The 25,661-nt window shown below is 37.4% G+C and carries 25 protein-coding genes and 1 tRNA gene; 9 read left to right on the top strand and 17 right to left on the bottom strand.

Annotated elements, in window-relative coordinates:
* The first annotated feature begins 10 nt into the window (after positions 1-10).
* From ACKPCE_RS12385 to galE, 5 genes are all read left to right on the top strand, one after another.
* Positions 11-1,006, top strand: coding sequence for an RnfABCDGE type electron transport complex subunit D (locus tag ACKPCE_RS12385; protein WP_319505414.1), 996 nt, complete (start codon positions 11-13; stop codon positions 1,004-1,006).
* A complete protein-coding gene (locus ACKPCE_RS12380; RefSeq protein WP_319505413.1) occupies positions 1,003-1,662 on the top strand; it encodes an RnfABCDGE type electron transport complex subunit G in 660 nt (219 codons plus the stop codon). Before ACKPCE_RS12385 ends, ACKPCE_RS12380 begins: the two co-directional genes overlap by 4 nt.
* Positions 1,663-1,677: 15 nt before the next feature.
* Positions 1,678-2,262 (top strand): electron transport complex subunit RsxE, encoded by a 585-nt coding sequence (rsxE, locus tag ACKPCE_RS12375; protein WP_276963299.1) that lies wholly within the window; start codon positions 1,678-1,680, stop codon positions 2,260-2,262.
* 18 nt (positions 2,263-2,280) lie between these two features.
* On the top strand, positions 2,281-2,853 hold the full coding sequence (rsxA, locus tag ACKPCE_RS12370; protein ID WP_319505412.1) for an electron transport complex subunit RsxA: 573 nt from the start codon (positions 2,281-2,283) through the stop codon (positions 2,851-2,853).
* A gap of 156 nt (positions 2,854-3,009) precedes the next feature.
* Positions 3,010-4,044: a UDP-glucose 4-epimerase GalE gene (gene galE, locus ACKPCE_RS12365; protein ID WP_319505411.1), complete on the top strand. Its 1,035-nt coding sequence runs from the start codon at positions 3,010-3,012 to the stop codon at positions 4,042-4,044.
* Between the two features lie 539 nt (positions 4,045-4,583).
* Here galE and ACKPCE_RS12360 read toward each other — a convergent pair.
* Positions 4,584-5,060: a Dps family protein gene (locus ACKPCE_RS12360; RefSeq protein WP_319505410.1), complete on the bottom strand. Its 477-nt coding sequence runs from the start codon at positions 5,058-5,060 to the stop codon at positions 4,584-4,586.
* A gap of 130 nt (positions 5,061-5,190) precedes the next feature.
* Between ACKPCE_RS12360 and ACKPCE_RS12355 the strand changes: the two genes are divergently transcribed.
* Entirely contained in the window at positions 5,191-6,117 is a 927-nt protein-coding gene (locus ACKPCE_RS12355; RefSeq protein WP_319505409.1) for a hydrogen peroxide-inducible genes activator, read from the top strand.
* 80 nt (positions 6,118-6,197) lie between these two features.
* Here ACKPCE_RS12355 and ACKPCE_RS12350 read toward each other — a convergent pair whose 3' ends face one another.
* A complete protein-coding gene (locus tag ACKPCE_RS12350) occupies positions 6,198-6,941 on the bottom strand; it encodes a NigD1/NigD2 family lipoprotein (protein WP_319505408.1) in 744 nt (247 codons plus the stop codon).
* 174 nt (positions 6,942-7,115) lie between these two features.
* Between ACKPCE_RS12350 and ACKPCE_RS12345 the strand changes: the two genes are divergently transcribed.
* Both ACKPCE_RS12345 and ACKPCE_RS12340 read left to right on the top strand, forming a co-directional pair.
* On the top strand, positions 7,116-7,673 hold the full coding sequence (locus tag ACKPCE_RS12345; protein ID WP_024995635.1) for an RNA polymerase sigma factor: 558 nt from the start codon (positions 7,116-7,118) through the stop codon (positions 7,671-7,673).
* Positions 7,674-7,681: 8 nt separating this feature from the next.
* On the top strand, positions 7,682-8,902 hold the full coding sequence (locus ACKPCE_RS12340; protein ID WP_319505407.1) for a Dma1 family dual membrane-spanning anti-sigma factor: 1,221 nt from the start codon (positions 7,682-7,684) through the stop codon (positions 8,900-8,902).
* 3 nt (positions 8,903-8,905) lie between these two features.
* On the opposite strand, the gene pflA is transcribed toward ACKPCE_RS12340, so the two are convergent.
* Together pflA and pflB are read right to left on the bottom strand one after the other, a co-directional pair.
* Positions 8,906-9,631 (bottom strand): pyruvate formate-lyase-activating protein, encoded by a 726-nt coding sequence (gene pflA, locus ACKPCE_RS12335; protein ID WP_276994008.1) that lies wholly within the window; start codon positions 9,629-9,631, stop codon positions 8,906-8,908.
* A 1-nt stretch (position 9,632) separates the two neighbouring features.
* Complete coding sequence (gene pflB, locus ACKPCE_RS12330; RefSeq protein ID WP_319505406.1) at positions 9,633-11,861, bottom strand: formate C-acetyltransferase; 2,229 nt, start codon at positions 11,859-11,861, stop codon at positions 9,633-9,635.
* A gap of 250 nt (positions 11,862-12,111) precedes the next feature.
* Here pflB and ACKPCE_RS12325 point away from each other — a divergent pair.
* Positions 12,112-12,196: transfer RNA gene (locus ACKPCE_RS12325), tRNA-Ser, on the top strand.
* Positions 12,197-12,251: 55 nt separating this feature from the next.
* Here ACKPCE_RS12325 and gpmA read toward each other — a convergent pair.
* From gpmA to ACKPCE_RS12260, 13 genes are all read right to left on the bottom strand, one after another.
* A complete protein-coding gene (gene gpmA, locus ACKPCE_RS12320; protein ID WP_024995631.1) occupies positions 12,252-12,941 on the bottom strand; it encodes a 2,3-diphosphoglycerate-dependent phosphoglycerate mutase in 690 nt (229 codons plus the stop codon).
* Between the two features lie 414 nt (positions 12,942-13,355).
* Positions 13,356-13,982, bottom strand: coding sequence for an acyltransferase (locus ACKPCE_RS12315; RefSeq protein ID WP_319505405.1), 627 nt, complete (start codon positions 13,980-13,982; stop codon positions 13,356-13,358).
* 145 nt (positions 13,983-14,127) lie between these two features.
* Positions 14,128-14,892, bottom strand: a complete 765-nt coding sequence (locus ACKPCE_RS12310; RefSeq protein WP_319505404.1) for a glycosyltransferase family 2 protein — start codon at positions 14,890-14,892, stop codon at positions 14,128-14,130.
* Positions 14,885-16,039 (bottom strand): sugar transferase, encoded by a 1,155-nt coding sequence (locus tag ACKPCE_RS12305; protein WP_319505403.1) that lies wholly within the window; start codon positions 16,037-16,039, stop codon positions 14,885-14,887. The genes ACKPCE_RS12310 and ACKPCE_RS12305 overlap by 8 nt, the downstream gene beginning before the upstream one ends.
* A gap of 4 nt (positions 16,040-16,043) precedes the next feature.
* Positions 16,044-16,406, bottom strand: coding sequence for a response regulator (locus ACKPCE_RS12300; protein WP_319505402.1), 363 nt, complete (start codon positions 16,404-16,406; stop codon positions 16,044-16,046).
* Positions 16,407-16,587: 181 nt separating this feature from the next.
* Positions 16,588-18,885: an LruC domain-containing protein gene (locus tag ACKPCE_RS12295; protein WP_319505401.1), complete on the bottom strand. Its 2,298-nt coding sequence runs from the start codon at positions 18,883-18,885 to the stop codon at positions 16,588-16,590.
* Between the two features lie 280 nt (positions 18,886-19,165).
* Positions 19,166-20,218 (bottom strand): asparaginase, encoded by a 1,053-nt coding sequence (locus tag ACKPCE_RS12290; RefSeq protein WP_407654975.1) that lies wholly within the window; start codon positions 20,216-20,218, stop codon positions 19,166-19,168.
* Between the two features lie 171 nt (positions 20,219-20,389).
* On the bottom strand, positions 20,390-21,163 hold the full coding sequence (gene trpA, locus ACKPCE_RS12285; protein ID WP_319505400.1) for a tryptophan synthase subunit alpha: 774 nt from the start codon (positions 21,161-21,163) through the stop codon (positions 20,390-20,392).
* Positions 21,164-21,193: 30 nt separating this feature from the next.
* Positions 21,194-21,820 (bottom strand): phosphoribosylanthranilate isomerase, encoded by a 627-nt coding sequence (locus tag ACKPCE_RS12280; protein WP_319505399.1) that lies wholly within the window; start codon positions 21,818-21,820, stop codon positions 21,194-21,196.
* Positions 21,821-21,831: 11 nt separating this feature from the next.
* The gene (trpC, locus tag ACKPCE_RS12275; RefSeq protein WP_319505398.1) at positions 21,832-22,620 is read right to left on the bottom strand and encodes an indole-3-glycerol phosphate synthase TrpC; all 789 of its coding nucleotides are present in this window, start codon (positions 22,618-22,620) and stop codon (positions 21,832-21,834) included.
* Positions 22,621-22,625: 5 nt separating this feature from the next.
* The gene (gene trpD, locus ACKPCE_RS12270) at positions 22,626-23,621 is read right to left on the bottom strand and encodes an anthranilate phosphoribosyltransferase (protein WP_319505397.1); all 996 of its coding nucleotides are present in this window, start codon (positions 23,619-23,621) and stop codon (positions 22,626-22,628) included.
* A 4-nt stretch (positions 23,622-23,625) separates the two neighbouring features.
* Complete coding sequence (locus ACKPCE_RS12265; RefSeq protein ID WP_276963345.1) at positions 23,626-24,192, bottom strand: anthranilate synthase component II; 567 nt, start codon at positions 24,190-24,192, stop codon at positions 23,626-23,628.
* Positions 24,193-24,224: 32 nt separating this feature from the next.
* Entirely contained in the window at positions 24,225-25,631 is a 1,407-nt protein-coding gene (locus ACKPCE_RS12260) for an anthranilate synthase component I family protein (protein ID WP_319505396.1), read from the bottom strand.
* Positions 25,632-25,661 lie beyond the last annotated feature (30 nt).

Raw genomic sequence — 25,661 nt, 5'->3', positions numbered from 1 at the left:
TTAAGATTTTATGGATAATAAATTATTAGTATCTCTTTCTCCGCATGTACATAGTGGTGACAGTGTTGAGAAAAACATGTATGGTGTGCTGATTGCTTTGCTGCCTGCATTTGTCGTATCGCTAATCTATTTTGGTTTAGGAGCGTTAATTGTAACGCTGACCTCAGTTGCAGCTTGTTTGTTTTTTGAATGGGCTATAGCTCGTTTTATAATGAAACGTTCAGGTAATTCCATCCTCGATGGTTCTGCTGCAATAACAGGTGTTTTACTGGCATTTAATTTGCCTTCAAATTTACCGGTATGGATTATCGTCATTGGTGCTCTTTTTGCAATTGGAGTTGGAAAAATGTCTTTTGGCGGTTTAGGAAATAATCCGTTTAATCCGGCTTTGGCGGGACGCGTATTCTTATTACTCTCATTTCCTGTGCAAATGACTACCTGGCCTAAAGTTGGTCAACTGTCTTCTTACATTGATGCAGAAACTGCAGCAACTCCGTTATCTATTATGAAAGGTGTAATCAAAGGAGCTCCCGGCTATTCTCTTGATCAACTACCCGATTCCTTTAATTTATTCATTGGTAATAATGGAGGTTGTATAGGAGAAGTAAGTGCAGCAGCTTTATTAATAGGGCTAGTTTATATGTTGATGAAGAAGATCATAACTTGGCACGTGCCGGTATCGATTTTGGTAACTGTATTTGTTTTCTCAGGAATAATGTATCTTGTTAATCCGCAAATATATGTATCACCGGTAATTCAACTAATATCGGGTGGTTTGTTACTAGGAGCTATTTTTATGGCAACAGACTACGTTACATCACCGATGAGTCACAAAGGAATGTTGATTTATGGTGTTTGCATTGGATTACTCACTGTCATTATCCGCTTGTTTGGTGCATACCCCGAAGGTATGTCTTTTGCAATTCTTATTATGAATGCATTTACACCACTAATTAATACGTATTGTAAACCAAAACGCTTCGGGGAGGTAGCTAAGACAAAATGAAGAAGTTAGAATCATCATTAAAAAATATGTTGCTTGTACTAACAGCTGTAACAGGAGTTTCTGTTGCTCTTTTGGCGTACGTGAATGAACTGACCAAAGAACCTATTGCTCAAGCAAATGCAAAGACTCTGAATGAAGCTTTAAAAAGTGTGGTGCCCGCGTTTACAAATAATCCTGTAGCCGAATGTGATACCATATTCAGTGAAAAGGATGGGAAAAAGATCGTTGATTTTATTATTTATCCGGCAAAGAATGGCGAAGAAACAGTCGGTACGGCTGTTGAAGCTAAATCAATGGGATTTGGTGGCGAACTGAAAATTTTGGTAGGATTTGATGCCGACGGCAAAATCTATAATTACTCATTGTTAGCGCATGCTGAAACTCCGGGATTAGGCTCAAAGGCTGCTGATTGGTTTAAAGAAGGGAATAAAGGAAGTATTAAAGGACTTAACCCCGGCGAAACACCGTTAGCAGTAAGCAAAGACGGTGGACAAGTTGATGCTATCACGGCTTCTACTATTACATCTCGTGCCTTCTTAAATGCGGTAAATGCTGCTTATTCTGCCTACAAAGGTAATACTCAAGATAGTGATACAAATGCCACTACGGGAGCGACACAACATGTTGAATATACTGATTCAGTCAGTGCTAATTAATAAGGGGGAGATTATATGAATAACTTTAAAGTTTTAATGAATGGTATCGTAAAAGAGAACCCAACATTTGTACTCTTACTCGGTATGTGTCCTACATTAGGTACGACTTCTTCTGCTATTAATGGTATGGGAATGGGATTGGCAACAGCATTTGTTCTTATCTGCTCAAATGTCGTTATTTCAAGTATCAAGAATCTCATCCCGGACATGGTTCGTATTCCTGCTTTTGTGGTTGTGATTGCTTCTTTTGTTACGTTATTGCAAATGGTTATGCAAGCTTTTGTTCCGGCTTTATATGCCACTTTAGGTTTGTTTATCCCATTGATTGTTGTGAATTGTATATTGCTTGGCCGTGCTGAAGCTTTTGCAGCAAAAAACAATCCGTTAGCCTCTTTATTTGATGGTTTGGGTATGGGCTTAGGATTTACTATTGCGTTAACTCTTTTGGGAGCTGTTAGGGAGTTTTTAGGAACGGGCAAGATCTTTAATTTAAGTATTCTTCCAGAAGAATATGGCATGTTGGTCTTTGTGTTGGCACCTGGAGCTTTTATTGCCTTAGGGTATTTAATTGCTCTGATTAATAGTTTTAAAAAAGCATAACGTAAAAGAGAACGAATTATGGAATATATATTAATATTTATCTCTGCGGTATTCGTTAATAATATCGTATTGTCACAGTTCTTAGGCATTTGCCCGTTCTTAGGTGTTTCTAAAAAAGTAGAAACAGCCTTGGGTATGTCGGCAGCTGTAGCTTTTGTGCTAACAATTGCCACAATTGTTACTTTCTTGATTCAAAAATACGTGTTAGATGCATTTGGACTAGGTTATTTGCAGACAATTACTTTTATATTAGTCATTGCTGCTTTAGTTCAAATGGTTGAAATCATTTTAAAGAAAGTGTCTCCTGCCTTGTATCAGGCTTTGGGAGTTTTCTTACCCTTGATTACTACCAACTGCTGTATCTTGGGAGTTGCCATTTTAGTAATACAAAAAGATTTCAATCTTCTGACAGGAGTAGTTTATGCATTCTCAACCGCCTTAGGATTCGGACTTGCATTAGTTTTGTTTGCTGGCTTAAGAGAGCAAATGAGCTTGGTTCGTATTCCTAAAGGTATGGAAGGTACTCCGATTGCTTTGATAACTGCAGGTCTATTGGCTATGGCATTTATGGGATTCTCGGGTGTAGTATAGCACATTTGTCTTTATATCATAAATAAAAAAACGCTTGGGCCTTATCTCAAGCGTTTTTTTATTTATAGAATTATTTCTATGTAATAATAACACGGTTTTGAATTATTTCTCTACTTTTGTGAACGAAATCTTATTATGAATTAATTACTCAACAAAATGAAACAGAAAATATTGGTTACAGGTGGTACTGGATATATTGGTTCACACACAGTAGTAGAATTGCAAAACAGTGGTTATGAAGTTGTTATAATTGATAATCTATCAAATTCTAGTGCCGATGTTGTTGATAATATAGAAAAAGTATCAGGAGTAAGACCTATTTTTGAAGAACTTGATTGCTTAGATTATGAAGGATTGAATACTGTTTTTGCCAAACACAAAGGAATTAAGGCAATTATTCATTTCGCAGCAAGTAAAGCAGTTGGTGAGTCAGTTCAAAAGCCATTATTATATTACCGCAATAATTTACTCTCTTTAATTAATATTTTGGAGTTGATGCCTCAACATGGTGTGGAAGGCATTGTTTTTTCATCTTCATGTACCGTTTATGGGCAACCGGATGAACTTCCCGTAACCGAGAAAGCTCCTATTAAAAAGGCTGAGTCGCCTTACGGTAATACCAAACAAGTTAATGAAGAAATTATTTGTGACACAATAAAATCGGGTAGTCCTATTAGTGCTATTCTATTGCGTTATTTTAATCCGATAGGAGCACATCAAACCGCATTATTGGGTGAACTGCCCAATGGTGTGCCTCAAAACTTGATACCTTTCCTTACTCAAACAGCCATTGGAATACGTGAGAAACTAAGTGTATTTGGAAACGATTACAATACGCCTGATGGCTCATGCATCAGAGACTTTATCAATGTAGTTGATTTAGCTAAAGCACATGTTACTGCTATTGAACGCATTCTTGATAAGAAGCAAAAACAAGCAGTTGAAACTTTCAATATAGGCACTGGAAGAGGATTATCTGTGCTTGAACTAATCAACCTATTTGAAAAATCTACGGGAGTTAAATTGAATTATGAGATTGTAGGAAGACGCGCCGGAGATATTGAAAAGGTATGGGCAAATCCTGATTATGCAAATAATGAATTGGGATGGAAAGCTGAAATATCTATTGAAGAGACTTTAAAGTCTGCGTGGGCGTGGCAATTGAAACTAAGAGAAAGAGGTATTCAATAATGTCAATACTAATAAAAGTTAAATAATTATTTTCTTTCATTTTAACTTATTATATTCGAACAAATGTGAAGGTTAAGTGTTTTATAATTGCAAGTCAACCTGAACTAATTATTTGTATGTGAATATTTATGATGGTTACTTATGCCTCTCCGGCATAAACAGGTAAGATTGCATAGTAGTTTTGTCGTGTTTTATTTTGTGTTTGTGTTGTGGCGGTACAGCGATGAGAATCGAGGTGCCGTCTTTTTTATACCTAGCCTTCAAACATTGGAAGTTTTGTTTTAAAGGAAGTTATTTGATTTAATGATGTTAGTTCTATTTGTCCAAGATGTAGAGCAATTATTTTTTGTGTGAGATATAAACCGATCCCGTTACCTTCTACTGATTAGTTCAGCCATACGTAAATCATCTTCAATAAGCAGAATATCCATTTTAAAATCTATTATATAGCCGTACAAAAGTATATATATAAAAAGAAATCACGCAAAAATTACTAAAAACTTTTGCGTGAAGGTAAACTCATTAAGAGTCTATTAAATTTATTTATAGGTATATGCAGTTAGCATCCATACCACTTTTTCTTGTTCTTTTAAATAATCACTCATTAGGGCTACGGTAACTTCATCTTTTACATTGGATGCTAGCGATAAAATCTTTCTTTCTTCCGCAATCAAATGGCTTAATGTTTCTAAAACAACATGTAAAGATGCGTCAGCAGTATATACTCCATCTACTTCTTTCACTTTTGCAATCTTCAGGTAATCACTAAATTTATTGTAGGGCGTACCACCCAACATCAATATTCGCTCGGCTATCTCATCTATTTTTTCGGCTGCATCATTATAAATTTCTTCGAATTTAGAGTGTAGAATAAAAAATGCATGTCCTTTGATATTCCAATGAAACCCTCTTAAATTTGTGTAGTAAACCTGAAAATCGGCTAATAACTGCTGCAAGGAAGCAATAACATTGTTCACTTCTTTTTCATTTAATTTGGTATAACTTAAGGTCTTCATAATAAATAATTTTATAAATTACACTTCTTTCTGTTGAATTGAAAACAAAGTTACTCCATTATATGTTTCTTGAAAATTCTATTTTTCTATCTTTGCATAGAATTTATTTATAGATTAAATCTAAATAAGCATGACGATTCAACAACTTGAATACATTTTAGCTGTGGATCAATTTCGCCACTTTGCTAAGGCTGCAGAGTATTGCAATGTAACTCAGCCTACACTCAGTGCGATGATACAAAAGCTAGAGGAAGAGCTTGGTGTTAAGCTCTTTGACAGAACTACTCAGCCAGTTTGCCCTACTGCAATAGGGATAAAGGTACTAGAGCAGGCCAGAATGATTTTAGCACAGACTACTCATGTAAAAGAAATAATCAACGAAGAACAGCATTCTTTATCGGGTACTTTTCATTTAGGCGTATTACCAACTATTGCTCCTTATTTATTGCCTCGTTTTTTCCCTCAATTAATGGAAAAATATCCCGAAATGGATATCCGCGTTACGGAAATGAAAACAACGGATATTCGAAGATCTTTATTAAATGAAGAGCTTGATGCTGCTATTATTGCAAATCACCCTGAAAATACTCTTTTGGTTAGTGAGACTTTATTTTACGAACAATTTTTTGCTTACGTATCTCGTAAAGAAACATTATTTAAGCATAATTTGATTAAAACATCTGATATAACAGGAGAGAGGCTCTGGCTTCTTGATGAGGGACATTGTTTTAGAGATCAACTTATTCGTTTTTGCCAGATGGAGTCTGTAAAGTTAAACCAAATGGCATACAAACTTGGTAGTTTGGAAACTTTTATGCGAATGGTTGAAAGCGGCAAAGGAATTACTTTCATTCCGGAATTGGCAATGTTGCAGTTGGGTGAAAAGCAAAAGGAGCTTGTTCGTTCATTTGCAGTACCTCGTCCAACTCGTCAAATTGTTGTAGTGACTAAAAAAGGCTTTATCAGAAATAGTATACTCGATGTTCTTAGAAAAGAAATACTTGCAGCAGTGCCGAAAGAAATGCTAAACTTGCAAGCGTTGCAATATATTGTATAATTAGTAAGAAAGGAGGATGATTGCTTCGTAGCGTACATCCTCCTTGAATTAAGATCTAGGAAAATTATTGAGATTGTATCTTATTTTATAGGAATAGTTTGTTCTGTATATGCTTTTAATGAAGCATTTAATGCTGCTGTGCTAGTATCCATATTTATTTTATATTGCTTTATGCCATTGTATAAAGTATTAACCCGAATATTAAATCCTTTTTTGGTGGTATCAATGTTGTCAAGTTTGAAACATACAAATCCATTTCCTAAATATGCCGGAGTATCATCGTATGCATTGTGCCTAAACTCCAGATTAATATAATCGGCATCTTCTTGAGGGGCATCTTGCCTTTCATTCCTAACTAAGTTAAGCATGTGTTTCTTTTGAATGTTTTGAGTACCAAACAATTGAAACTCAATATTAAGATAGCCACCGCCTAACCACATATCAACTATATTAATCCGATCATCACCAATGCTATCGGTGGTTTGTTCATCCATTGGTATTACACTCTTAGTTAAGATGTTTTCTATATATTGAACCTTCGCATTATAATCATAGCCTTCTTTTTTTTCTTCAAGAAGATTGAAATAAACAAAAGCTCTTTGTCCATCTTTTACGAGGTAATTATGAATGGAAGTAGTATCTCCTGGTAACATCTTTTTTCCATCATCCAAAGCAAAATAATAATCTTGCCCGGCCTTCACTTTTATTGTTGTTATTGCCAGAGAATTATAATCATTATTATCATCATCGTCCAAGCACGATTGCAATAATAATGAACCACCAATCAATAGAAAACTAAATAATATCCATTTTACCTTTTTCATAACTTCTATCAATCTAATTAATACATTATTTTTTTCTTTTGTTTGTAAAATGCTCTAACTTCGCTGTTATTGCATCTGAAAATATTAAATATTGTAAAAAAGAAGAAGATATTCTGTTCGCATGCAGTATTTTTAGTGAGTTGGCATTTATTTGATAAACACGTGTTTCAAGGAATGGAAGAATATGAGCTGGTAGAAAAGTGCAGGCAAGGTAATAACTTGGCTCGCAAGGAACTGTATGAGCGTTATGGAGGCAGGTTATTTGCAATCTGTTTGCGTTACGTGAATGACAGAGAAACGGCTCAGGATGTTTTGCATGACGGGTTTATTAAAATATATGGTTCATTTGATAAATTTACTTGGAGGGGAGAGGGTTCTTTAAGAGCTTGGATTGAAAGAATAATGGTTAATACTGCCCTGCAACATTTACGCAAAAATGATGTAATGAGTTTAGCAGTTAATATTGATGATGTAAATGAATCATTTGACGCAGAAGAACCAGATGTTGAAGATGTAGAGCGAATACCTAATACTGTTTTGATGAGATTCATTTCTGAATTACCTGAAGGGTATAGAACTGTATTTAATCTGTATACTTTCGAAGAAAAATCACATAAGGAAATTGCTCAGCTTTTAAGTATCAATGAGAAATCATCAGCTTCTCAATTATTTAGGGCTAAACAATCATTAGCAAAGAAAATTAAATTGTATTTAGAAAACAACGCCGAATAAATTTTGATATGGTAAAAGAAGATAAAGAGTTGTGGATGAAGAAAATGAGAGAATCTTTAAAAGATTACTCCGAACCGTTGCCTCAAGATGGTTGGCAAAGGCTCGAAAATACATTGCCCTCCTCCAAAACTGCGCCAAAAATATCGATATATGGTTGGATGAGCGTTGCAGCAGTGATAGCCCTATTTATTACTGCTGTCACATTCCTATTTATAACTAATGATCTGGACGAGAAGGTTATGCCGCTACCAGCCCCTACTGCAAGAATTGAAAATGAAGACGATAAAACAGAGAGTGAAAGTTTGGCAAATACATCCAGCCAAGTTATAAAAAAACAGAATATAGAAGCTTTTATACGGGCAAATATTGATTCGGACCCGAAGACTTTTCAGCCCGAAGAAGAAGTGACTGAATTTAAAAATAAAAACGAAGTAGCTGCTGATACTAAAGAAGAAAGAATAAATGAAACTGAGGTAGAAGCATCTGCCAGCACTTCTGTAGAAACAAAAAAAGTGGAACGCAAGCCCTCAACGAGGGACAAACTACACATACCTTCTGCCGAAAATAAAAAGCATAAGAAATGGGGAATGGGAGTACACATTGGTAATGCCGCTGGGGCATCAGGAAATACGGAGGATGCCTTTATGTATTCTAGTTACGATAGACTTAGTTTATCGGATGTAGCCAATAGTTTTATAACTATACCATCTAATCAAAGTATCTCCTTTAAAGAAGGAGTACCTTATTTAGTAAGCGAAATTAGTGACGTGAATCATCATCAACCTATTTCGTTTGGACTTTCGCTACGTAAAGAACTTACTTCGAACCTATCTTTAGAAACAGGGTTAACCTACACATTGTTATCATCTGATATTAAATTTGTAGGGGGAAGTCAAGAATTAGAGCAGAAAATTCATTATCTAGGCATTCCCCTGAAACTAAACTGGAATTTTGCAAATAGTAAACGCTTCACATTTTATGTAACAGGAGGTGGAATGATTGAGAAAGCTGTATATGGAAAGTTGGGCGATGAGGATATAACAGTTAAGCCGCTTCAATTATCTATATCGAGTGCGCTGGGAGCACAATTAAATATAAATAAAAATATAGGATTATACCTTGAACCGGGTGTAGCTTACTTCTTTGACGACGGTTCTGAAATTGAAACAATACGAAAAGAGACTCCCTTTAACTTCAATCTGCAAGCGGGAGTCCGCTTTACATATTAATGATTAGTTCACGTAAACACAATTAAAAAAACGTTTAAACAGCCCGGCAGCCTTCTCAATCTGTTCGGGCGTATTTTCTTTTATATTCTTGAGTTGATACTCTTGACCCATGATTTCGTATTTATGAACACCAAGCGTATGGTAAGGCAGAATCTCAATACGTTGAATCATCTTATAGTTGGTTAATTGCTCACCCAACATCATTATATCTTCTTCGAAGTCACTGTATCCCGGAACCAATACATATCTTAGCCAGAATGGTTTGTTGTGCTCTTCAAGCCATGCTGCGGTCTTTATTGTTTGCGAATTACTGTGCTTTGTTAGCTCTTGGTGGCGTTGACTGTTAAACTGTTTTATATCCAGCAATACAAGATCCGTTAGTTGCAACAGCTCTTCAACATCCTGATTCCATACGCTTCCGTTACTGTCTAAACAAATATGTATGCCTTCAGCTTTCAAGCGTTTGAATAGCGGAATTAATTCTTTAGCTTGTAAAGTAGGCTCTCCTCCTGAGAATGTGATACCTCCTTTTTTCCCGAAGAATGCTTTTTGGCTAAGTGCCATTCGTACAATCTCTTCAGCGTCAGTAACTGTTCCACCCTGTAATGCTATTGTATCAGGATTGGCACAATATAAACAGCGGAAATTACATCCTTGAAGGAAAACGACGAGCCGTAAGCCCGGCCCGTCGTATGTTCCCATTGATTCATATGAATGAACTTTGATCATATTACATTCTATTGTGAAAACTGCGAGAAATAACCTCTAGCTGATGTTCACGGCTTAAGCTTACAAAATGTACAGCATATCCGGATACACGAATGGTCAATTGAGGATATTTTTCAGGATGCTCCATAGCATCTTCAAGCATTTCTCTGTTAAGTACATTCACGTTAAGGTGATGTGCTCCTTTACTGAAATATCCATCCATCATATCTACTAAGTTATCAACGCGGTCTTCTTCTGTTACTCCTAATGATTTAGGCACAATGGAGAAAGTATTACTTACCCCGTCTTGTGCATCTTCATAACTAATTTTAGCAACTGAAGTAAGTGAAGCAATAGCACCCTTGGCATCGCGTCCGTGCATGGGGTTAGCACCCGGAGCAAAGGCAACACCTTTTTTACGACCATCTGGAGTAGCGCCTGTTTTTGTTCCGTACATTACGTTAGAAGTAATGGTCAGAATGGATAGAGTAGGGCGTGCATTCTTGTATATTGGAAGTTTGCTTAATTCTTCACTAAAATGATGAGTAAGCTCAACTGCCAAGCTATCAACTCGATCGTCATCGTTGCCATAACAAGGAAAATCGCCATCAATATCGAATGCAGTTGTTAATCCGATATCATTTCTTTGTGCTTTTACTTTGGCAAACTTAATGGCAGAAAGTGAATCGGCTGCAATTGACAACCCGGCAGCACCATATGCCAAGTTAATTCTTGGGTTGGTATCAACAAACGCCATTTGAGCCTTTTCGTAATAGTATTTATCATGCATATAATGAATGATATTCATTGCATCATTATAAACACGAGCGATTTCTTTCAATACCTTTTTGTAATTGGCCATTACCTCGTCAAAGTTTAAAACATCACCTGTCAGTACAGGAATATCTTTAACCATTAACGTGCCTGTATTTTCGCAACGTCCTCCATTTATAGCCAATAAGAGAGCTTTTGCAAGATTAGCTCTTGCACCGAAGAACTGAATTTGACGTCCTATATCTTGGAATGATACGCAACATGCAATTCCGTAATCATCAGAATGGCGTACACTACGCATCAAATCATCGTTCTCATATTGAATAGAAGAAGTATCAATAGAAACTTTGGCGCAGAAACTTTTGAATCCTTCAGGAAGTTCGGGTGACCAAAGAACTGTCATGTTTGGTTCGGGTGACGGTCCTAAGTTGTACAATGTTTGAAGGAAGCGGAATGATGTCTTCGTAACTTTATGACGACCATCGTTTAAACGTCCTCCAATTGCTTCAGTTACCCATGTGGGGTCACCAGCAAATATATCATTGTATGATTGCATGCGTAAATGACGAACCATACGAAGTTTGATCACAAACTGATCAATTAGCTCCTGAGCAAAAGTTTCATCAATTGTTCCATTGCTTAGTTCATAATCAATATAGATATCTAAGAATGAAGAAACATTTCCGAGTGACATGGCTGCACCGTCTTGCTCTTTTACCGCAGCCAAATAAGCCATATACACCCATTGCACTGCCTCTTGAGCTGTGTGAGCCGGACGGGAAAGATCTAATCCGTAGTATTCGCCCATCACTTTTATATCCTTCAATGCTTTTATCTGATCAGCAACTTCTTCACGTAAACGGATACGTGCCTCAGTCATTGGCCCCGTCAGAGTCTGCAAATCTTGTAATTTAGCTTCAATAAGTCTGTCAATACCATAAAGAGCCAATCTGCGATAGTCACCGATAACACGACCACGTGCATAATTGTCGGGCAATCCGGTCAAGAATCCCAATGATCTGAATGAGCGGATTTCATCAGTATACACATCAAATACTCCGTCATTATGAGTCTTTCTGTAATGAGTGAAAATATCTTTTACTTTTTCATCAACTTCCAGACCGTTCTCCTTACATGCTCTTGCAACTACATTGATACCGCCAAAGGGTTTAATGGCACGTCTCAATAATTCATCAGTTTGTAAGCCAACGATCAGTTCGTTCTCTTTATCAATATATCCGGCTTTGTGGGAAGTAATTGTTGATACTGTTTTGTTATCTAGTGAGCGAAGTCCGTTATTAGCTCTTTCCTCTTCAATTGCCTGAAGGCAAATATCCCAAATTTGTTTAGTTCTTTCTGTTGGTCCTTGTAAAAAGGAAGCATCCCCGTCATACGGTTTGATGTTATTGCTAACAAAATCCTTCACATTGATTTCTTTGCTCCAAAGACCATCTTTGAATTTCTTAACTGATTCCATAATGTTATTAGTTACTGGTTAGTTATCCTTTAGAGCGTGCAAATTTACTATCTTTTTGTGAAATACAGCTATAATAAAGGCTGTTTTTATGTTGTTCAGCATAAAAATACTAATATATAGTTATTCTACGGGTCGTGGAATGCCCGACAGCTAAAAAAAAATAATTTGTTTTTAGTATATTGCTTGGAAGTTTTAAAATAGTATGTATCTTTGCACCGCTTTAAACGAAAAGCGTTATAAACTAGTATTGGGAGAGGTGGCAGAGTGGTCGATTGCGGCGGTCTTGAAAACCGTTGAACTGCGAGGTTCCCGGGGTTCGAATCCCTGTCTCTCCGCTTTATAATAGAAATTCCTTCTTTGAGAAATCGAAGAAGGAATTTTTTTATGTTATTACTTTAAATAGTAATGATTAACGGGTTTCAAATCATCATTTAGTTCATATACCTGCGGTATCCCTGTTGGTATCTCCAAGCTCACAATGTTTTCATCACTAATATGCTCCAGATACTTAATTAAAGCACGCAAACTATTACCATGCGCTACAATTAGCACTGTTTTGTCATCCAAAAGCGCAGGCGCTATGGCATCGTGCCAAAAAGGAAGCACTCTATCTATTGTTAGTTTAAGAGACTCACTTAGCGGAAGTAAACTTTGATCTAATTTTGCATATTTACTTTCATGATTAGCACAACGTTCGTCATCAGGAGAGAGTAGAGGAGGGGTTATATCAAAACTTCGTCTCCAGATATGCACCTGTTCGTCTCCGTACTTTGCAGCTGTTTCTGCCTTATTTAGACCTTGCAAAGCTCCGTAATGCCGCTCGTTTAAACGCCAGTGATGAACTTCAGGAATCCACATCTGGTCGGCTTCTTCTTGTAACAGGTGTTGCGTTTTGATGGCTCGTTTCAACACAGAAGAAAAGGCCAAATCAATCTTAATTCCCGCATTCTTAATTAATCGGCCGGCTTCACGAGCTTCATTTTCTCCTTTTTCACTTAAAGGTACATCTGCCCATCCTGTAAACCGATTCTCTTTGTTCCATTGGCTTTCGCCATGCCTTACTAATATAAGTTTTTTCATTGTTCTACTACTTTATATTTTTGATTATATAATAACGTATCACTTTACGATAATGTTTGCTGACTCATTTCTCAATTAAGCAGCTATTATTAAATTTTAAGATGTCATTTATGTAGCTATTTGAAGGCTCATTATCTTTAATAAAAAACCTCTTTATGTTTTCAAAAAACGCCTTTATGTTTTTAAAAAAGATAAAGAGGTTTTTTATAGAGTATAAAAGAGATTAAAAACAAAATCCCGACGAATCACTTCGGCAGGACCTGTTAATTTTACTCAAATGTGGCTACGTAATAAAATTATGACTAATTAATTAAATTCTGATACTGCAAAGATAATGGGAATCGGGTGGCTGTGCAATCACCTTTATGTGGTATATTCTTTATGAGAAGTAATTATTAATAGTGAGACAAGGAGCTATAAGTTCACTTTTTCCCATGCTTGCGAAGAGAAATTATATTTTTTGATGACGCGTGCCGGAATGCCGGCACATACACAGTACGAAGGGATTGAGTGAGATACCACACTGCCAGCTGCAACAACGCTATGTTTGCCAATTACCACGCCCGGTAATACAATGCTGTTAGCTCCTATCCATACATCATCTTCTATGATTATAGGATTAGTTGATACTCCTTGTTTATCAATACATACGGTAACGTCTTGATAATTATGATTCAAACCGCTAACGGTAACATTCTGTGCAGTATGCACATCGTTTCCTATTGTTACCGGACCAATAATGGTGTTTCTAAGCCCGATTCTTGAATAATCACCAATAATTAAATCGCCCACAGCATTGTTTATGCATGAAAAATCTTCTATAACCGAGTATTTACCTAAATAGAATTTATTGAAAGGAGGGAGGTCTTTGCGAACACTACTATATATAACAGACCCTTTTCCTCTTTTTAAGTATAAGAAATACACGGCACGCACCCACCATCTGGGGCGAGTTTTTATAGGGTGCATAATTAAGTTATGCAGTTTTGTCTTTAGCTGAGGATGCTCGGCAATACGTTTTTTAAAGGTGCTCAGATTCATGTTTAACTCAATTTATGAGGTAATTTAATAAAGTCAATAATACCTTTCCAAGTAGCCTTTATAAGGTGATACTTGCCGGATAATAGAAATTTTAATGAATCTCTCAATGACACTACTATGATTAGGTATAGCAAAGAAACCCACTTCATAAACCTTCTTTGTGCCGCCACGCATATAACAAGCGATTTCTTGTCATAAAATAGGTTTTTAGTGGACTTGCTTCACCTGTACTTTGACTCTCCTTATGATAGACCGTGGCTAAACCGCTATACCATATTTCATAATTATTTTCCAGAGCCTTTGTGCACCAATCAAGTTCTTCATAGTACAAGAAGAAAATATCCGGCATCAAACCAATCTTCTCAATAACCGTTTTTTTTATGAGAAGTGCGGCACCATGAGCATACCCCGTTTGATACGTTGAATCAAATTGTCCATTGTCAACTTCAGCATATCCGATGGCTTTATTTCTTAATGTGATATGGCTTAACGAGGTAAACCCTGCATATTGAATGAGCTGAGGTTGAGCTGCAAAACGTATCTTAGGCGAAATAATGCCTATTCGATCATTCTCTTTTAATAGCTTAATAAGTACATCGAAGTGGTCATCACACACATAAGTGTCATTATTCAATAGAAAGATATATTCACCATTAGCTTGTTTTATACCTAGATTATTCCCTCCTGAAAAGCCCAGGTTAACCGTGCTACAGATTACGCTTACCCAAGGATAATTTGATTTTATGAGTTCGCCTTCTTGTTGCCTCGAGGCATTATCAACTACAATAATTTCATAGCTAACAGAGTGAATATGGCGTTTTATTGAATCAATCAGTTCACAAGTATCTTTGTAACCATTAAAGTTGATGGTCACAATAGATAAAAGCGGAGAATCAATAACGTTACACATCTTCCTTCTGAATAAATGCAGTAAATGTTTTTAGAATGATTTTCACATCCAGCCAAAAAGAAAAGTTTTTTGCATATATAATATCCAGCTGTTTTCTTTCTTCAGCAGATAATTTACCTGATTCGCCTCGCTTTTCAACTTGCCACAGCCCTGTCAGCCCGGACGGTGCCATAAAACGGTCTATGTATTCATCGCTAGTCAGAAGTTCGGCTTCATACAAAGGCAAAGGCCTGTTGCCTACAATTGACATATCTCCTTTCAATATATTAATCAATTGAGGAAGTTCATCAATACTGTATTTTCGAATAAACCGTCCCACTTTTGTGATACGCGGGTCATGTTCTAATTTAACAAAGCTGTTCTTTTTCTCAACAGTCTTTTGAACCAAGTATTCTTGTTCAGAAATAACGAAATCATCAGAAACTAAAATAATATCTTCTACAGTATCTTCTTGAGCTTGATCGGGTAGTAATTCGATGGTATCTTGCTCCGATTGATATTGATTTAATTCATTAAGTTCTTTGAGTTTCTTATCGGCATCAGAATACATGGATCTGAATTTTAAGAAATCAAAAATTTGATAATTACTACCTACTCTTTTGGATTTATAGATAATCTTACCTTTGCTTTCAACTGCAATAGCACATGCAGTAACCAATAGTAGAGGAGAGAGAAATAACAGAGCAACTAATGAAAATATAATATCAAAGACTCTCTTCCACAACGGTAAACGGAAGCTGTTTACACTCTGTTTTTTTTCTTTCTTATATCGGCCTTTGCTTTTACTTTCACTACGTATAAGAATAAATCTATATAAATCAGTTATCGATTCCTTTTGAGCTTGTGGTATGATGGTATTGTTTATGCCAGCCTTCAGATACTTCAAACTTTCCTCTTTGGTAAGCTCACTGGTAACTAACACCATGTAAACTGACGGGTATTTTTTTCTGAGATATGCAATGTCTAGCAAGTCCTTTTGAATGTTTTGCCTTTCAAAAAGTACTGCAATGTCATCTTTGCTTTTAATACTATCAATTAGATTGGATGCCTTTGCCGAATTAGGCGTAGCGCAAAACACACCATCAGACAACTTTGAGAAATGATTGATAGTTTCATTGTTTACACCGACATATACCAAATATTGCATTTGTCTAAATTATTTTCTTGATACGTACTTTCAACTCCATCGGGTTAAATGGTTTGAGGATATAATCAACCGCGCCTTCTTCAAGAAGCCTAATCCTTTCTGTTGTACTCTCTTCACTAGAAAGCATAATGATGGGTATGGACTTAAAAAGTTCGTTTTTTTTCATGTAACTCAAAAACTCGTCACCTCTCATCTCTGGCATGCGAATATCTGAAATGATTAAATCGGGCATATCACCCTTTTGCAACCATTCAATAGCTTTTATAGGATTTTCAAAATATATAAGCTCGTATTCCGAACTAAGATAGATCGATACCACTTTGGCTATTGAAACTTTGTCGTCAATAAGAACTATTTTTTTCTTCATAAAAGGAGATTTATGTTTTATGATTTACTTGTATTAATTATTTAGCAAAGATATGGATATTTTTATTTTATTAAAACTAAAAACGCATAATTGTGATTTTGAGTGTCACTCATTGAGCATAAAATGTAAAAAGGCCGAGAATGCCTCGGCCTTTATTAAGTACATTACAGCTTAATAATAATTATTCATTAGAAAAAACATTGCTTAATTCAGGATTCATATACCAATTAGTATTTTCTAATCTATTCTGCGCCCATTTTGAAAACTCCGGATATGCGGTTACGATATTGATACCTTCTTTGGGATATTTGAACTCCGGAGCTTTTATGCCCCAAGTATAATTTCCTGCAACATCCAAATTCTCAGAGTGGACATTTCCGTGAGCAGTAGCACCGTAGCTTCTAAATTCATACAGATGTATTTCGCTACGTTTTGCTAAATTGCCGTATGCAATAAACATGTCAAGATTATCATTTGTGACAAGTGGCATTAATTGAGTTTGGTCAGCAAGCTCAATGATAATTTTCAATGTGTATAACTGGGGAAGTTCAACTCCACTCGTATTAAGCATGGTTCTGTCACTATATCCGTAAACCTTATGTGCATCGCCAAAAATAGGAATTACAATATCGTTATCACCAGATTCAGTGGTTGCATTCTCAAATATAGAATTTGTAGCAGTTAATGTGTTTCTATATACATCTTTATCACCACTAAAAGTAATCGACTTAATGGCATTTTTAGAAACACCTACTAATCGTAATCCAGCACCTAATTGTTTAGTTGCTCCAATAGCTTTTAACGTAACATTTAACTGGATGCTCTTTATTCTGTTATTGCTTTTTGTGTACTCGGTCGAAAGATCCATTACAACATCATTAAAATCATAATCACCTACTTTAGGAAAATTATCTTCAAATGCATAAGTATAAACGATAGGATCAACAGTGATTACATCTCCTGTACTTTCGGGAGTATAACCTGCACCTGTGCAATCTCCTGCAGGTAGTAAAAAGTCTGCTTTGCCCGGATTGCAGATAGTAGCTCCGTCTTTTAAGCCATAAACAAACCAATCGTAGTTGTTAAACTGCCATGTATATATTCCACCACTAGGATTTTGGTTGGCAACCTCACAAATAACGTTATTAGAGGTGGTAGAATTAGCATATTTAATATTATCTTGTATTTTGCTACCATCAAATTTAAGTAAGGCCTTACCTGTTGTTGGTCCTGTTATATTGCGCTTTAAACTGATATTGCCAGTACATTCAAACATGGAATTGCTATTCATAATCATGGTTAAACCGTTGCTTCCATCAGAGGTAAAGCTTCCACATTTAATGGCCGAATTGCTTCCAAGTATAAATTTTCTAGCAGTAAGATTGTTTGTGACTTCTATATAACAAGCATTCTTAATATCAGTGTTGTTGTTGCCAAATATTTCGGTAGCTTTAATGTTTCCACGATTAACCAACTGCATATCAGTGCTTGAAGCATTATACTTGCCTAAAGTCATTGTTCCTGCATTATAAAAAGTTCCTGCACAACTTATATCTAGGTTTGTTAAGTTGATAGTACCTCCGTTGTAGTTTGCAATTCCATTAGACGCATTTGCAAAATACAAAGTACTACCCGATATCTTACCACCTCCTAATACGGTTACATATCCGCCATTAGTAAGCGTTAACTGGTTGTTTAGAACTAATTCGCCACCATCTGCAATAATAAACTCACCTGAATTTATTGACGTTAACTGATTTAAAGTCACTTTTGCAGTAATAATGATTTTAATAGTAACATTAGTTTGTGTTGCACTAAAAGTGCCATTAAAATCTTTTGTTATTTTGAAATATCTCAATGATTGATTGAATACTGGTGCTGAATACTGCCCCCCCCAACTAGATGGAGCTGATATATCCCAATTATTTTGAATTTCAGTGGCAGAAGCTAGCATTGTTGAAAGTTGAGCATCAGTATAAGGCACAGCCATTTCTGGAATATCATCGGATGTAGCTCTGGTGCTTTTAGTAGTAGATGTGTTACCAAAAGTAACATCTATTACACCGTTCTCAATTGTGGCTGGTTGAACAGCATATCTTCCTTTTTCATCCACTCGTGCAACATAAACAGTATTGAGTGCGGAAGGGTAGTCCATTTTGGTGCTAAAAACAAGATTATTGCTTGCTTCACCTGAAGTCAGCAATTTAGCTGTACTGCTTACTGCCAAAGGGTTGGAATCAAAAATTTCAATTTTGTATGTAACACCTGCATCAGCATTTACTTTTACTGTAACATTCGCAGATGCAGTCGTTTTCCAATCCATATCCGGATCTACGTTTTTAACAGGAAAGGATTCCGCATAGAGTTTAGCAGCTTCTTCAGCGTCAAATAGGTCTTTGCCAGAATCAACACAGCTAGTGAATGGAATAGCCAAGGCAAATAAACCTATAACTAATGTTTGTTTTGATGTCATTTTCATATACGAGTAAATTATAATAAGCTCTTAAAGTTTATTTTATTTTGCAAAGTTAAATCATTTACAAGATTTGAACGCTTTTCGATAGCCTATTGTTGCTCTATTTGTGCATTTTTAACATGAATATAGTCATAATTGACAAGTTGAATATGGTGTATATGAAAGAATAAAGTTTTTGTTTTCAGTTATTATAGCATGGTATATAAATTCTGTATCTACTAAAGTTGTATATTCTGTCCACAATCAACTGCTCCATCACACACAACTTATTTTTGCAATGAATTTAGTGTTTGCTTTTGCTTATTTCACCCGCAATAGATGTTTTCATTTTATTTCTTATCTCCTTGTTGCTAAGGTCATGTCCCAACAAGAACATTAATTTGGTAACGGCCGATTCAGGAGTACTGTCATAACCGCTAATCACTCCGGCTTCCAACAAATGAATACCCGTTTCGTAACGTTCCATTTCAACTGCACCGGAAGTACACTGAGTAATGTTGACAATGATAATGCCTCTTTCCGTAGCCTCCTTTAGTTCACGTATAAACCATTCTTTTTGAGGAGCATTGCCTGAACCAAATGTTTTTAAAACGACAGCCTTTAAGCCGGGTACATGAAGCACGGCTGAAACAATGCTTTGTTGTATACCCGGAAACAGAGTCAGAATAACCACATTGGCATCAAACAGATAATGTGGCTTTAAGGGTAGGGCCGTATCTCTCTTTAGAATGAGCGAAGGTTCATACTTAATGTGAATACCTACTCTGGCTAATGCCGGATAATTAAATGAACGAAAAGCATTGAAGTTCTCGGCATTAATCTTGGTGGTGCGATTACCTCTCATTAAATGATTTTCAAAGAAAATGCAAACCTCAGGAACGATAGGCATTCCGTCACTGTTTTTGGCAGCAGCAATCTCTATGGCAGTAATCAGATTCTCTTTTCCGTCGGTACGCAACGTTCCAATAGGTAGCTGTGAACCGGTGAGTATAACCGGTTTATTCAAATTCTCGAGCATAAAGCTTAAGGCGGAAGCTGTATAAGCCATGGTATCGGTTCCGTGAAGAATCACAAACCCGTCGAAATAATCATAATTATAATTGATGATCTTCACTAACTTGGCCCAGTAGGAAGGTTCCATGTCAGAAGAATCGATAGGAGGATCAAACTGATAAGATGATATGCGATAGTTGAATCGTTTCAGTTCGGGAACATGTTTCATCAGATGATCGAAGTTGAAGTTCTCGAGTGCACCGGTCTCCGGGTTTTCAATCATTCCTATTGTACCGCCTGTATATATGAGCAAAACGGATGGATAATCAGTAGTGATATACATAGTTGCTGATATTTATTTTTGCAAAGATACAGCTTTAGAACAAATAAACATGAATTATAGCGTTCTAACCGAAGAGTATATCGCATTTGAATATGACTTATTATGTATCTGCATATATTTCTGACAATTTGCCATAATATATGCAGATTTTAATTCAAACACAAGTTCGTTTTATTCCTTTAATCCGTTCAACAGACTAGTTATTGCTTGCTGTGGGTCTTTTTCTTCTTCCAACAGTGTAACGAAACGACTTCCTATAATAGCACCTGAAGCGTGTTCGCATGCAGCTTTAAAGGTTGCTTTATTGCTAATGCCAAATCCAACCATTCTGGGGTTGCGAAGTTTCATTTCTTCAATTCTCTTAAAGTAATTACGCTTCTGACTATCAAAGTCTTGTTGTGCTCCGGTAGTGGAAGCAGATGAAACCATGTATATAAAGCCAGCGGTATGCTCATCAATTTCCCGCACTCTTTCTTCGCTTGTTTCGGGAGTAATAAGCATAATGATGCGCAGGTTGTACCGTTCCGCAATAATACGGTAATGTTCTTGGTAATCTTTAAAAGGAAGATCGGGTATAATCATACCATCCACCCCACACTCTGTGCACTGTTTGCAAAAGTGCTCAAAACCAAATTGCATGATGGGATTCAAATACCCCATCAAAACAAGTGGAATAGTTACCGTTTTGCGAATGTCTTTTAGCTGTTCAAAAAGAACTTTCAAGGACATGCCATTTCTTAAGGCCTGTGTTGCAGCATTTTGTATCACAACACCGTCGGCCATAGGGTCACTGAACGGTATACCTATTTCTACCATCTTCACACCATTGTCCTCCAAGGTTTTAATAACCTCAGCGGTACCTTCCAAGGTAGGGTGACCTGCACAAAAGTAAATAGATAACAGGTCTTTCTCTTTGTTACTGAATAAATGATTGATTCTATTCATTGTTTTTTATTTTATGACTGAAAAACGAGTTCAGTCTTGTTGCTGTAATTCTTTTAAGAAAAGTTGTATTCGCCCGATATCTTTCATTCCGGGTGCTGTTTCAAACCTACTGTTTAAATCGTAGCCTGCCAGTTGAGGATGCTGAAACTCTTTTAATGCCTTTGCACTATACAAATTAATGCCACCGCTCAACAGAAAAGGAGTGTTTCCTTTATATTCGTCGAGCAAGCTCCAGTCGAACTGATTGCCCGAGCCTCCGTATTGCTCACACTTGGTGTCAAACACAAAGTAGTCACACAATCCGTGATACTCTTCCACGCCATTCAAATCCTTGGGCTTGTCGACCGAAAAAGCTTTAAAAACCTTCATGCCGCATTGCTGCAATGACTTACAGTAAGCAGGAGATTCATTGCCGTGTAGCTGAATATAATCCAGTCCGTAGCGATCGGCAATAGTGTGTACCATTTCTTTTGTTTCGTTCACAAAAACACCTACTCTTTTGGCCTTAGTAGGTAGATAAGCCGGGATGTCAAACACGTAGCGTGGAGACTTATGATAGAAAATAAACCCCATCAAGTCAACTCCCAAAGATTCAACCTCGGCAATGTTATCGGCTACGCGCATGCCGCATACTTTAATCAGTTTACCATTTATCATGTTCTACACTATTAATTTGTACTCAGATCTTCAATAAATGATTTCAGAGCCAGCTCGGGATTATCGGTTTTCATAAAGTTCTCACCTATAAGAAAACCTTTAAATCCGGCCTTCTGCAACCTTTTTACCGTTGCCGGATCAGAAATACCGCTTTCGGAAACCAAAACAGCATCCGATGGTAATTGTTCAGCCAGCCTGAAAGAGTTTTCCACATCCGTAAAAAACGTGCCCAGATTCCTGTTATTAATACCAATGACATCCATGTTTGCATTGATATACTTCAACTCTTCAGCACTGTGTATTTCCAGCAAAACCTCCAGTCCTAATTCATGCGCTTTGGCAGCCAAAGCGTGCAATTCCTCTTTCTTCAATGCAGCAGCAATCAACAGTACGGCATCGGCACCTATTATTTTAGCTTGGTAAAGTTGGTATTCATCAACTATAAAATCTTTCCGTAAAATGGGAATATCAATTAGCGGACGAGTATCCTTAATGTCTTTCAGATTCCCTCCGAAAAACTTTTCATCCGTCAGTATGGATACAGCGGAAGCACCTGCATTGGCATATCCGGGCACAATATCTTCAGCCTGAGCCTTGCGATGGATCCACCCTTTGGAAGGCGACCGGCGTTTGAATTCAGCAATGATACCGCTTGAAGAACTCTTTAAAGCTTCTTTGAGCGACCGCTGTTTAACTGTGGTTTCCAAACTGTTTTGAAGCTGTTCCAATGATATGCTTTGTTTCTGCAAATCAACCTCAAATCGCTTATTGGCTATAATTTCAGACAGTATATCTTTCATCTTGCTTAGCTGTTGAGTTCAACAAATTTATTCAGTACCTGTAAAGCCTTGCCGCTTTCCAAAGACTCTTTGGCCATATCAATGCATTCAAAAATTGATTTCTGCGATTCAATAACTTGTATGGCAAATGCCGAGTTAGCAATCACGACATCACGTTGGGCACTTGTCGCCTTATTCTTTAATACATTATTGAATATCTTAGCAGCTTCTTCAGGAGTATCTCCTCCATACAAATCAGCTTCTTGGTAGCGCGAAAAGCCTAATGATTCCGGCGTATATATCTTTTCATTGCCGGATGTGGCTACTTTAAACTCGGTAGTCAGAGAAATTTCATCGTATCCGTCAAGGCTGTGTACTACGGCAAATTGGGTATCACTTTGCTGATAGGTGTAACTGTATAATCTCAACAAAGGCAAGTTATACACACCCAGTAATTGATATTTCGGAAATACAGGGTTGACCAAAGGGCCTAGCATATTAAAGAAAGTGCGCACTCCCAAGGCCTTTCTAACAGGAGCAACCGCTTTCATGGCCGAGTTAAATAAAGGTGCATGCAGATAAGCCATGTTACATTGTTCCATGCTGCGACGCAGTTTGTCATTGTCATTGGTAAACTTCACGCCGTGCTGTTCCATCACGTTACTAGCTCCGCTTACCGAGGTTGCGCCATAGTTTCCGTGCTTCACCACCGGATATCCGGCGCCTGCCAATACAAAACAAGATGCCGTTGATATGTTGAATGTATTTTTGCCATCACCACCGGTGCCAACAATGTCGATGGGTGAAAACTCGTTGAGGTCAACGGGTATGCGCATATCAAGTAGGGCATCACGGAATCCGCAGAGCTCTTCCACCGAAATGTTACGCATCAGAAAAACGGTAATCAGAGAGGCTATTTGCGCATCACTGTATTTACCTTGCGCTATGTTTTGCAAAATATCTCGCGCTTCGCTGCGTCCCAGATATTGGTGTTCAAACAGTTTGTATAATATTTGTTTCATAAGATTATAAATTTAAGAAATTACTGATAATGGTTTTACCTTGTGGGGTTAACACCGACTCCGGATGAAACTGTATGCCGAATACACGGTATTGTTTGTGACGCAAGGCCATGACTTCTCCTTCTTTGCTTTCGGCCGTTATTTCCAAACAATCGGGAAATTCTTGCGGACTAACAACCCAGGAGTGATACCTGCCTACTAATATTTCTCCTTCCAGTCCGCTAAACAATTCATTGCTTTTTATAATGCTGATGGGCGTTTGCACACCGTGATGCACCTCCTTCAGGTTTTCCAGTTTGCCACCAAAGGCTTCGCCTATGGCCTGATGCCCTAGGCAGACTCCTAATATGGGTTTCTTGTCGGCATATTCCTTTATGAGCGGTAGCAGGAGTCCGGCTTCTTCGGGTATTCCGGGACCGGGAGAAAGGATGATTTTATCATACTGTTCCACCTCGCTTAGCACAATTTGATCATTTCTTACAACCGTTACATCTTCTTCGCCAAGCTCTTTTACCAAATGCAATAAATTATACGTAAATGAGTCGTAATTATCTAATATAAGTATTTTCATTGTTTTAAATATTGAATGATAAAACAGTGGGATTAATTTTTTAAAGTAACTGCCAGGTCTATGGCTTTTTTCAATGCACCTAGTTTGTTGTTCACCTCTTGCAGTTCATATTCGTCTTCGCTGCGTGCCACAATACCACCTCCGGCTTGGAACCATAATTCGTTGTTACGACTTACAAACGTACGGATGGTAATGGCCTGATTCAGTTCGCCGTTGAGACCGATGAACCCTATGCATCCTCCGTATGCACCACGATTATGCGGTTCAATTTCACTAATCAACTGCATGGCGCGCACCTTAGGAGCACCGCTCAGCGTACCGGCGGGAAAAGTATCAATAAAAGCCTTCATGGTATTGGCTCCCTCGTTCAATTCACCACAAACTCTGGATACCAAGTGTATGACGTGACTGTAGTACTGTGGCTCTTTGTAAAACAGAACACGTACATCGTGGCAATTGCGGCTTAAGTCATTGCGTGCCAGATCAACCAGCATCACATGTTCCGCATTTTCTTTCGGGTCGGCCAGCAAGGCCTCGGTCAGCTCTTTATCTTTCAGCGCATCTCCGGTGCGGCGAGTGGTTCCGGCTATGGGGTCAATGTATGCATTTCCGTTTTCAATCTTGCAATGTGTTTCGGGAGATGAACCAAAGATGCGATAACCTCCGAAATCAAAGTAAAACAAGTAAGGAGAGGGGTTGATACTTCGCAAAGCTCTGTACACTTTAAAATCATCGCCTGCGTAAGGTTGTATAAATCGCCTGGACAAGACGATTTGAAACACATCGCCTCTCAAACAGTGGGCTATTCCTTTGCGGACATTGGCTTTGTGCTGTTCATCGGTAATGGTGCTGGTTACAGGGCCGGTAACTGAGAAGTTATAAGAAGCATAATTACGGTTCTCTATGGCCGATTCGAGTTGTTCCAGTCCGCTTTCTTCATCCTCACATAACATTTCCACTAAGGTGAGCTCGTTTTTAAAATGATTGAATACGATAATATACTTATATAAAATATACAATACATCGGGAGCATCATTCAAATCGTCATGGCTTTCTTTCACCGGAATATTTTCAAAGTACTTTACCGCATTGAATGTTGTGTAGCCATACAATCCGCAAATGTTGCAGTTCTCGCCACTAACCTTAAACTCAGAGATAAAACGATTGAGAGCCGTTTCTACAGTAAAAGCCTTACTCAATGTTTCTTCTACTGTTGTGTTATCCGGATAAGTCATGGTTGCTTTTCCGTTGTTAATGCCTACGCTGGCCATGGGACACAATGCAATGAACGATAAACTGTTTTCTCCCGCATGATAATCGGAGCTTTCCATCAATGCCGACTGAGGGTACAAATCTCTCACTTTTAAGTAAATGCTTACGGGTGTATGCATATCTCCCAGCACTTTCTTGCTATTGGTTTTATATGAAAATTGTTTCATGATTTCCTGTTTTTAAAGGTAATTGTGTTT

Source organism: Bacteroides graminisolvens, from assembly GCF_963666085.1.
Lineage (GTDB): Bacteria > Bacteroidota > Bacteroidia > Bacteroidales > Bacteroidaceae > Bacteroides > Bacteroides graminisolvens.
Note: the sequence above shows the minus strand (reverse complement) of the source record. Positions and strands in the feature narration are given on the sequence as shown.

Excerpts from the sequence above, each read along its gene's own strand:
- ACKPCE_RS12280 (WP_319505399.1), bottom strand. The coding sequence starts at position 21,820 with ATGATAAATGGTAAACTGATTAAAGTATGCGGCATGCGCGTAGCCGAT.
- ACKPCE_RS12345 (WP_024995635.1), top strand. The coding sequence starts at position 7,116 with ATGGAAGAATATGAGCTGGTAGAAAAGTGCAGGCAAGGTAATAACTTG.
- ACKPCE_RS12300 (WP_319505402.1), bottom strand. The coding sequence starts at position 16,406 with ATGAAGAAAAAAATAGTTCTTATTGACGACAAAGTTTCAATAGCCAAA.
- ACKPCE_RS12385 (WP_319505414.1), top strand. The coding sequence starts at position 11 with ATGGATAATAAATTATTAGTATCTCTTTCTCCGCATGTACATAGTGGT.
- ACKPCE_RS12315 (WP_319505405.1), bottom strand. The coding sequence starts at position 13,982 with ATGAATCTGAGCACCTTTAAAAAACGTATTGCCGAGCATCCTCAGCTA.
- rsxE (WP_276963299.1), top strand. The coding sequence starts at position 1,678 with ATGAATAACTTTAAAGTTTTAATGAATGGTATCGTAAAAGAGAACCCA.
- ACKPCE_RS12360 (WP_319505410.1), bottom strand. The coding sequence starts at position 5,060 with ATGAAGACCTTAAGTTATACCAAATTAAATGAAAAAGAAGTGAACAAT.
- trpD (WP_319505397.1), bottom strand. The coding sequence starts at position 23,621 with ATGAAACAAATATTATACAAACTGTTTGAACACCAATATCTGGGACGC.
- ACKPCE_RS12290 (WP_407654975.1), bottom strand. The coding sequence starts at position 20,218 with ATGTATATCACTACTGATTATCCATCCGTTTTGCTCATATATACAGGC.
- gpmA (WP_024995631.1), bottom strand. The coding sequence starts at position 12,941 with ATGAAAAAACTTATATTAGTAAGGCATGGCGAAAGCCAATGGAACAAA.
- ACKPCE_RS12380 (WP_319505413.1), top strand. The coding sequence starts at position 1,003 with ATGAAGAAGTTAGAATCATCATTAAAAAATATGTTGCTTGTACTAACA.
- ACKPCE_RS12310 (WP_319505404.1), bottom strand. The coding sequence starts at position 14,892 with ATGTGTAACGTTATTGATTCTCCGCTTTTATCTATTGTGACCATCAAC.
- ACKPCE_RS12265 (WP_276963345.1), bottom strand. The coding sequence starts at position 24,192 with ATGAAAATACTTATATTAGATAATTACGACTCATTTACGTATAATTTA.
- pflA (WP_276994008.1), bottom strand. The coding sequence starts at position 9,631 with ATGATCAAAGTTCATTCATATGAATCAATGGGAACATACGACGGGCCG.
- trpA (WP_319505400.1), bottom strand. The coding sequence starts at position 21,163 with ATGAATAGAATCAATCATTTATTCAGTAACAAAGAGAAAGACCTGTTA.
- ACKPCE_RS12260 (WP_319505396.1), bottom strand. The coding sequence starts at position 25,631 with ATGAAACAATTTTCATATAAAACCAATAGCAAGAAAGTGCTGGGAGAT.
- ACKPCE_RS12355 (WP_319505409.1), top strand. The coding sequence starts at position 5,191 with ATGACGATTCAACAACTTGAATACATTTTAGCTGTGGATCAATTTCGC.
- ACKPCE_RS12350 (WP_319505408.1), bottom strand. The coding sequence starts at position 6,941 with ATGAAAAAGGTAAAATGGATATTATTTAGTTTTCTATTGATTGGTGGT.
- trpC (WP_319505398.1), bottom strand. The coding sequence starts at position 22,620 with ATGAAAGATATACTGTCTGAAATTATAGCCAATAAGCGATTTGAGGTT.
- ACKPCE_RS12340 (WP_319505407.1), top strand. The coding sequence starts at position 7,682 with ATGGTAAAAGAAGATAAAGAGTTGTGGATGAAGAAAATGAGAGAATCT.
- galE (WP_319505411.1), top strand. The coding sequence starts at position 3,010 with ATGAAACAGAAAATATTGGTTACAGGTGGTACTGGATATATTGGTTCA.
- pflB (WP_319505406.1), bottom strand. The coding sequence starts at position 11,861 with ATGGAATCAGTTAAGAAATTCAAAGATGGTCTTTGGAGCAAAGAAATC.
- ACKPCE_RS12305 (WP_319505403.1), bottom strand. The coding sequence starts at position 16,039 with ATGCAATATTTGGTATATGTCGGTGTAAACAATGAAACTATCAATCAT.
- rsxA (WP_319505412.1), top strand. The coding sequence starts at position 2,281 with ATGGAATATATATTAATATTTATCTCTGCGGTATTCGTTAATAATATC.
- ACKPCE_RS12295 (WP_319505401.1), bottom strand. The coding sequence starts at position 18,885 with ATGAAAATGACATCAAAACAAACATTAGTTATAGGTTTATTTGCCTTG.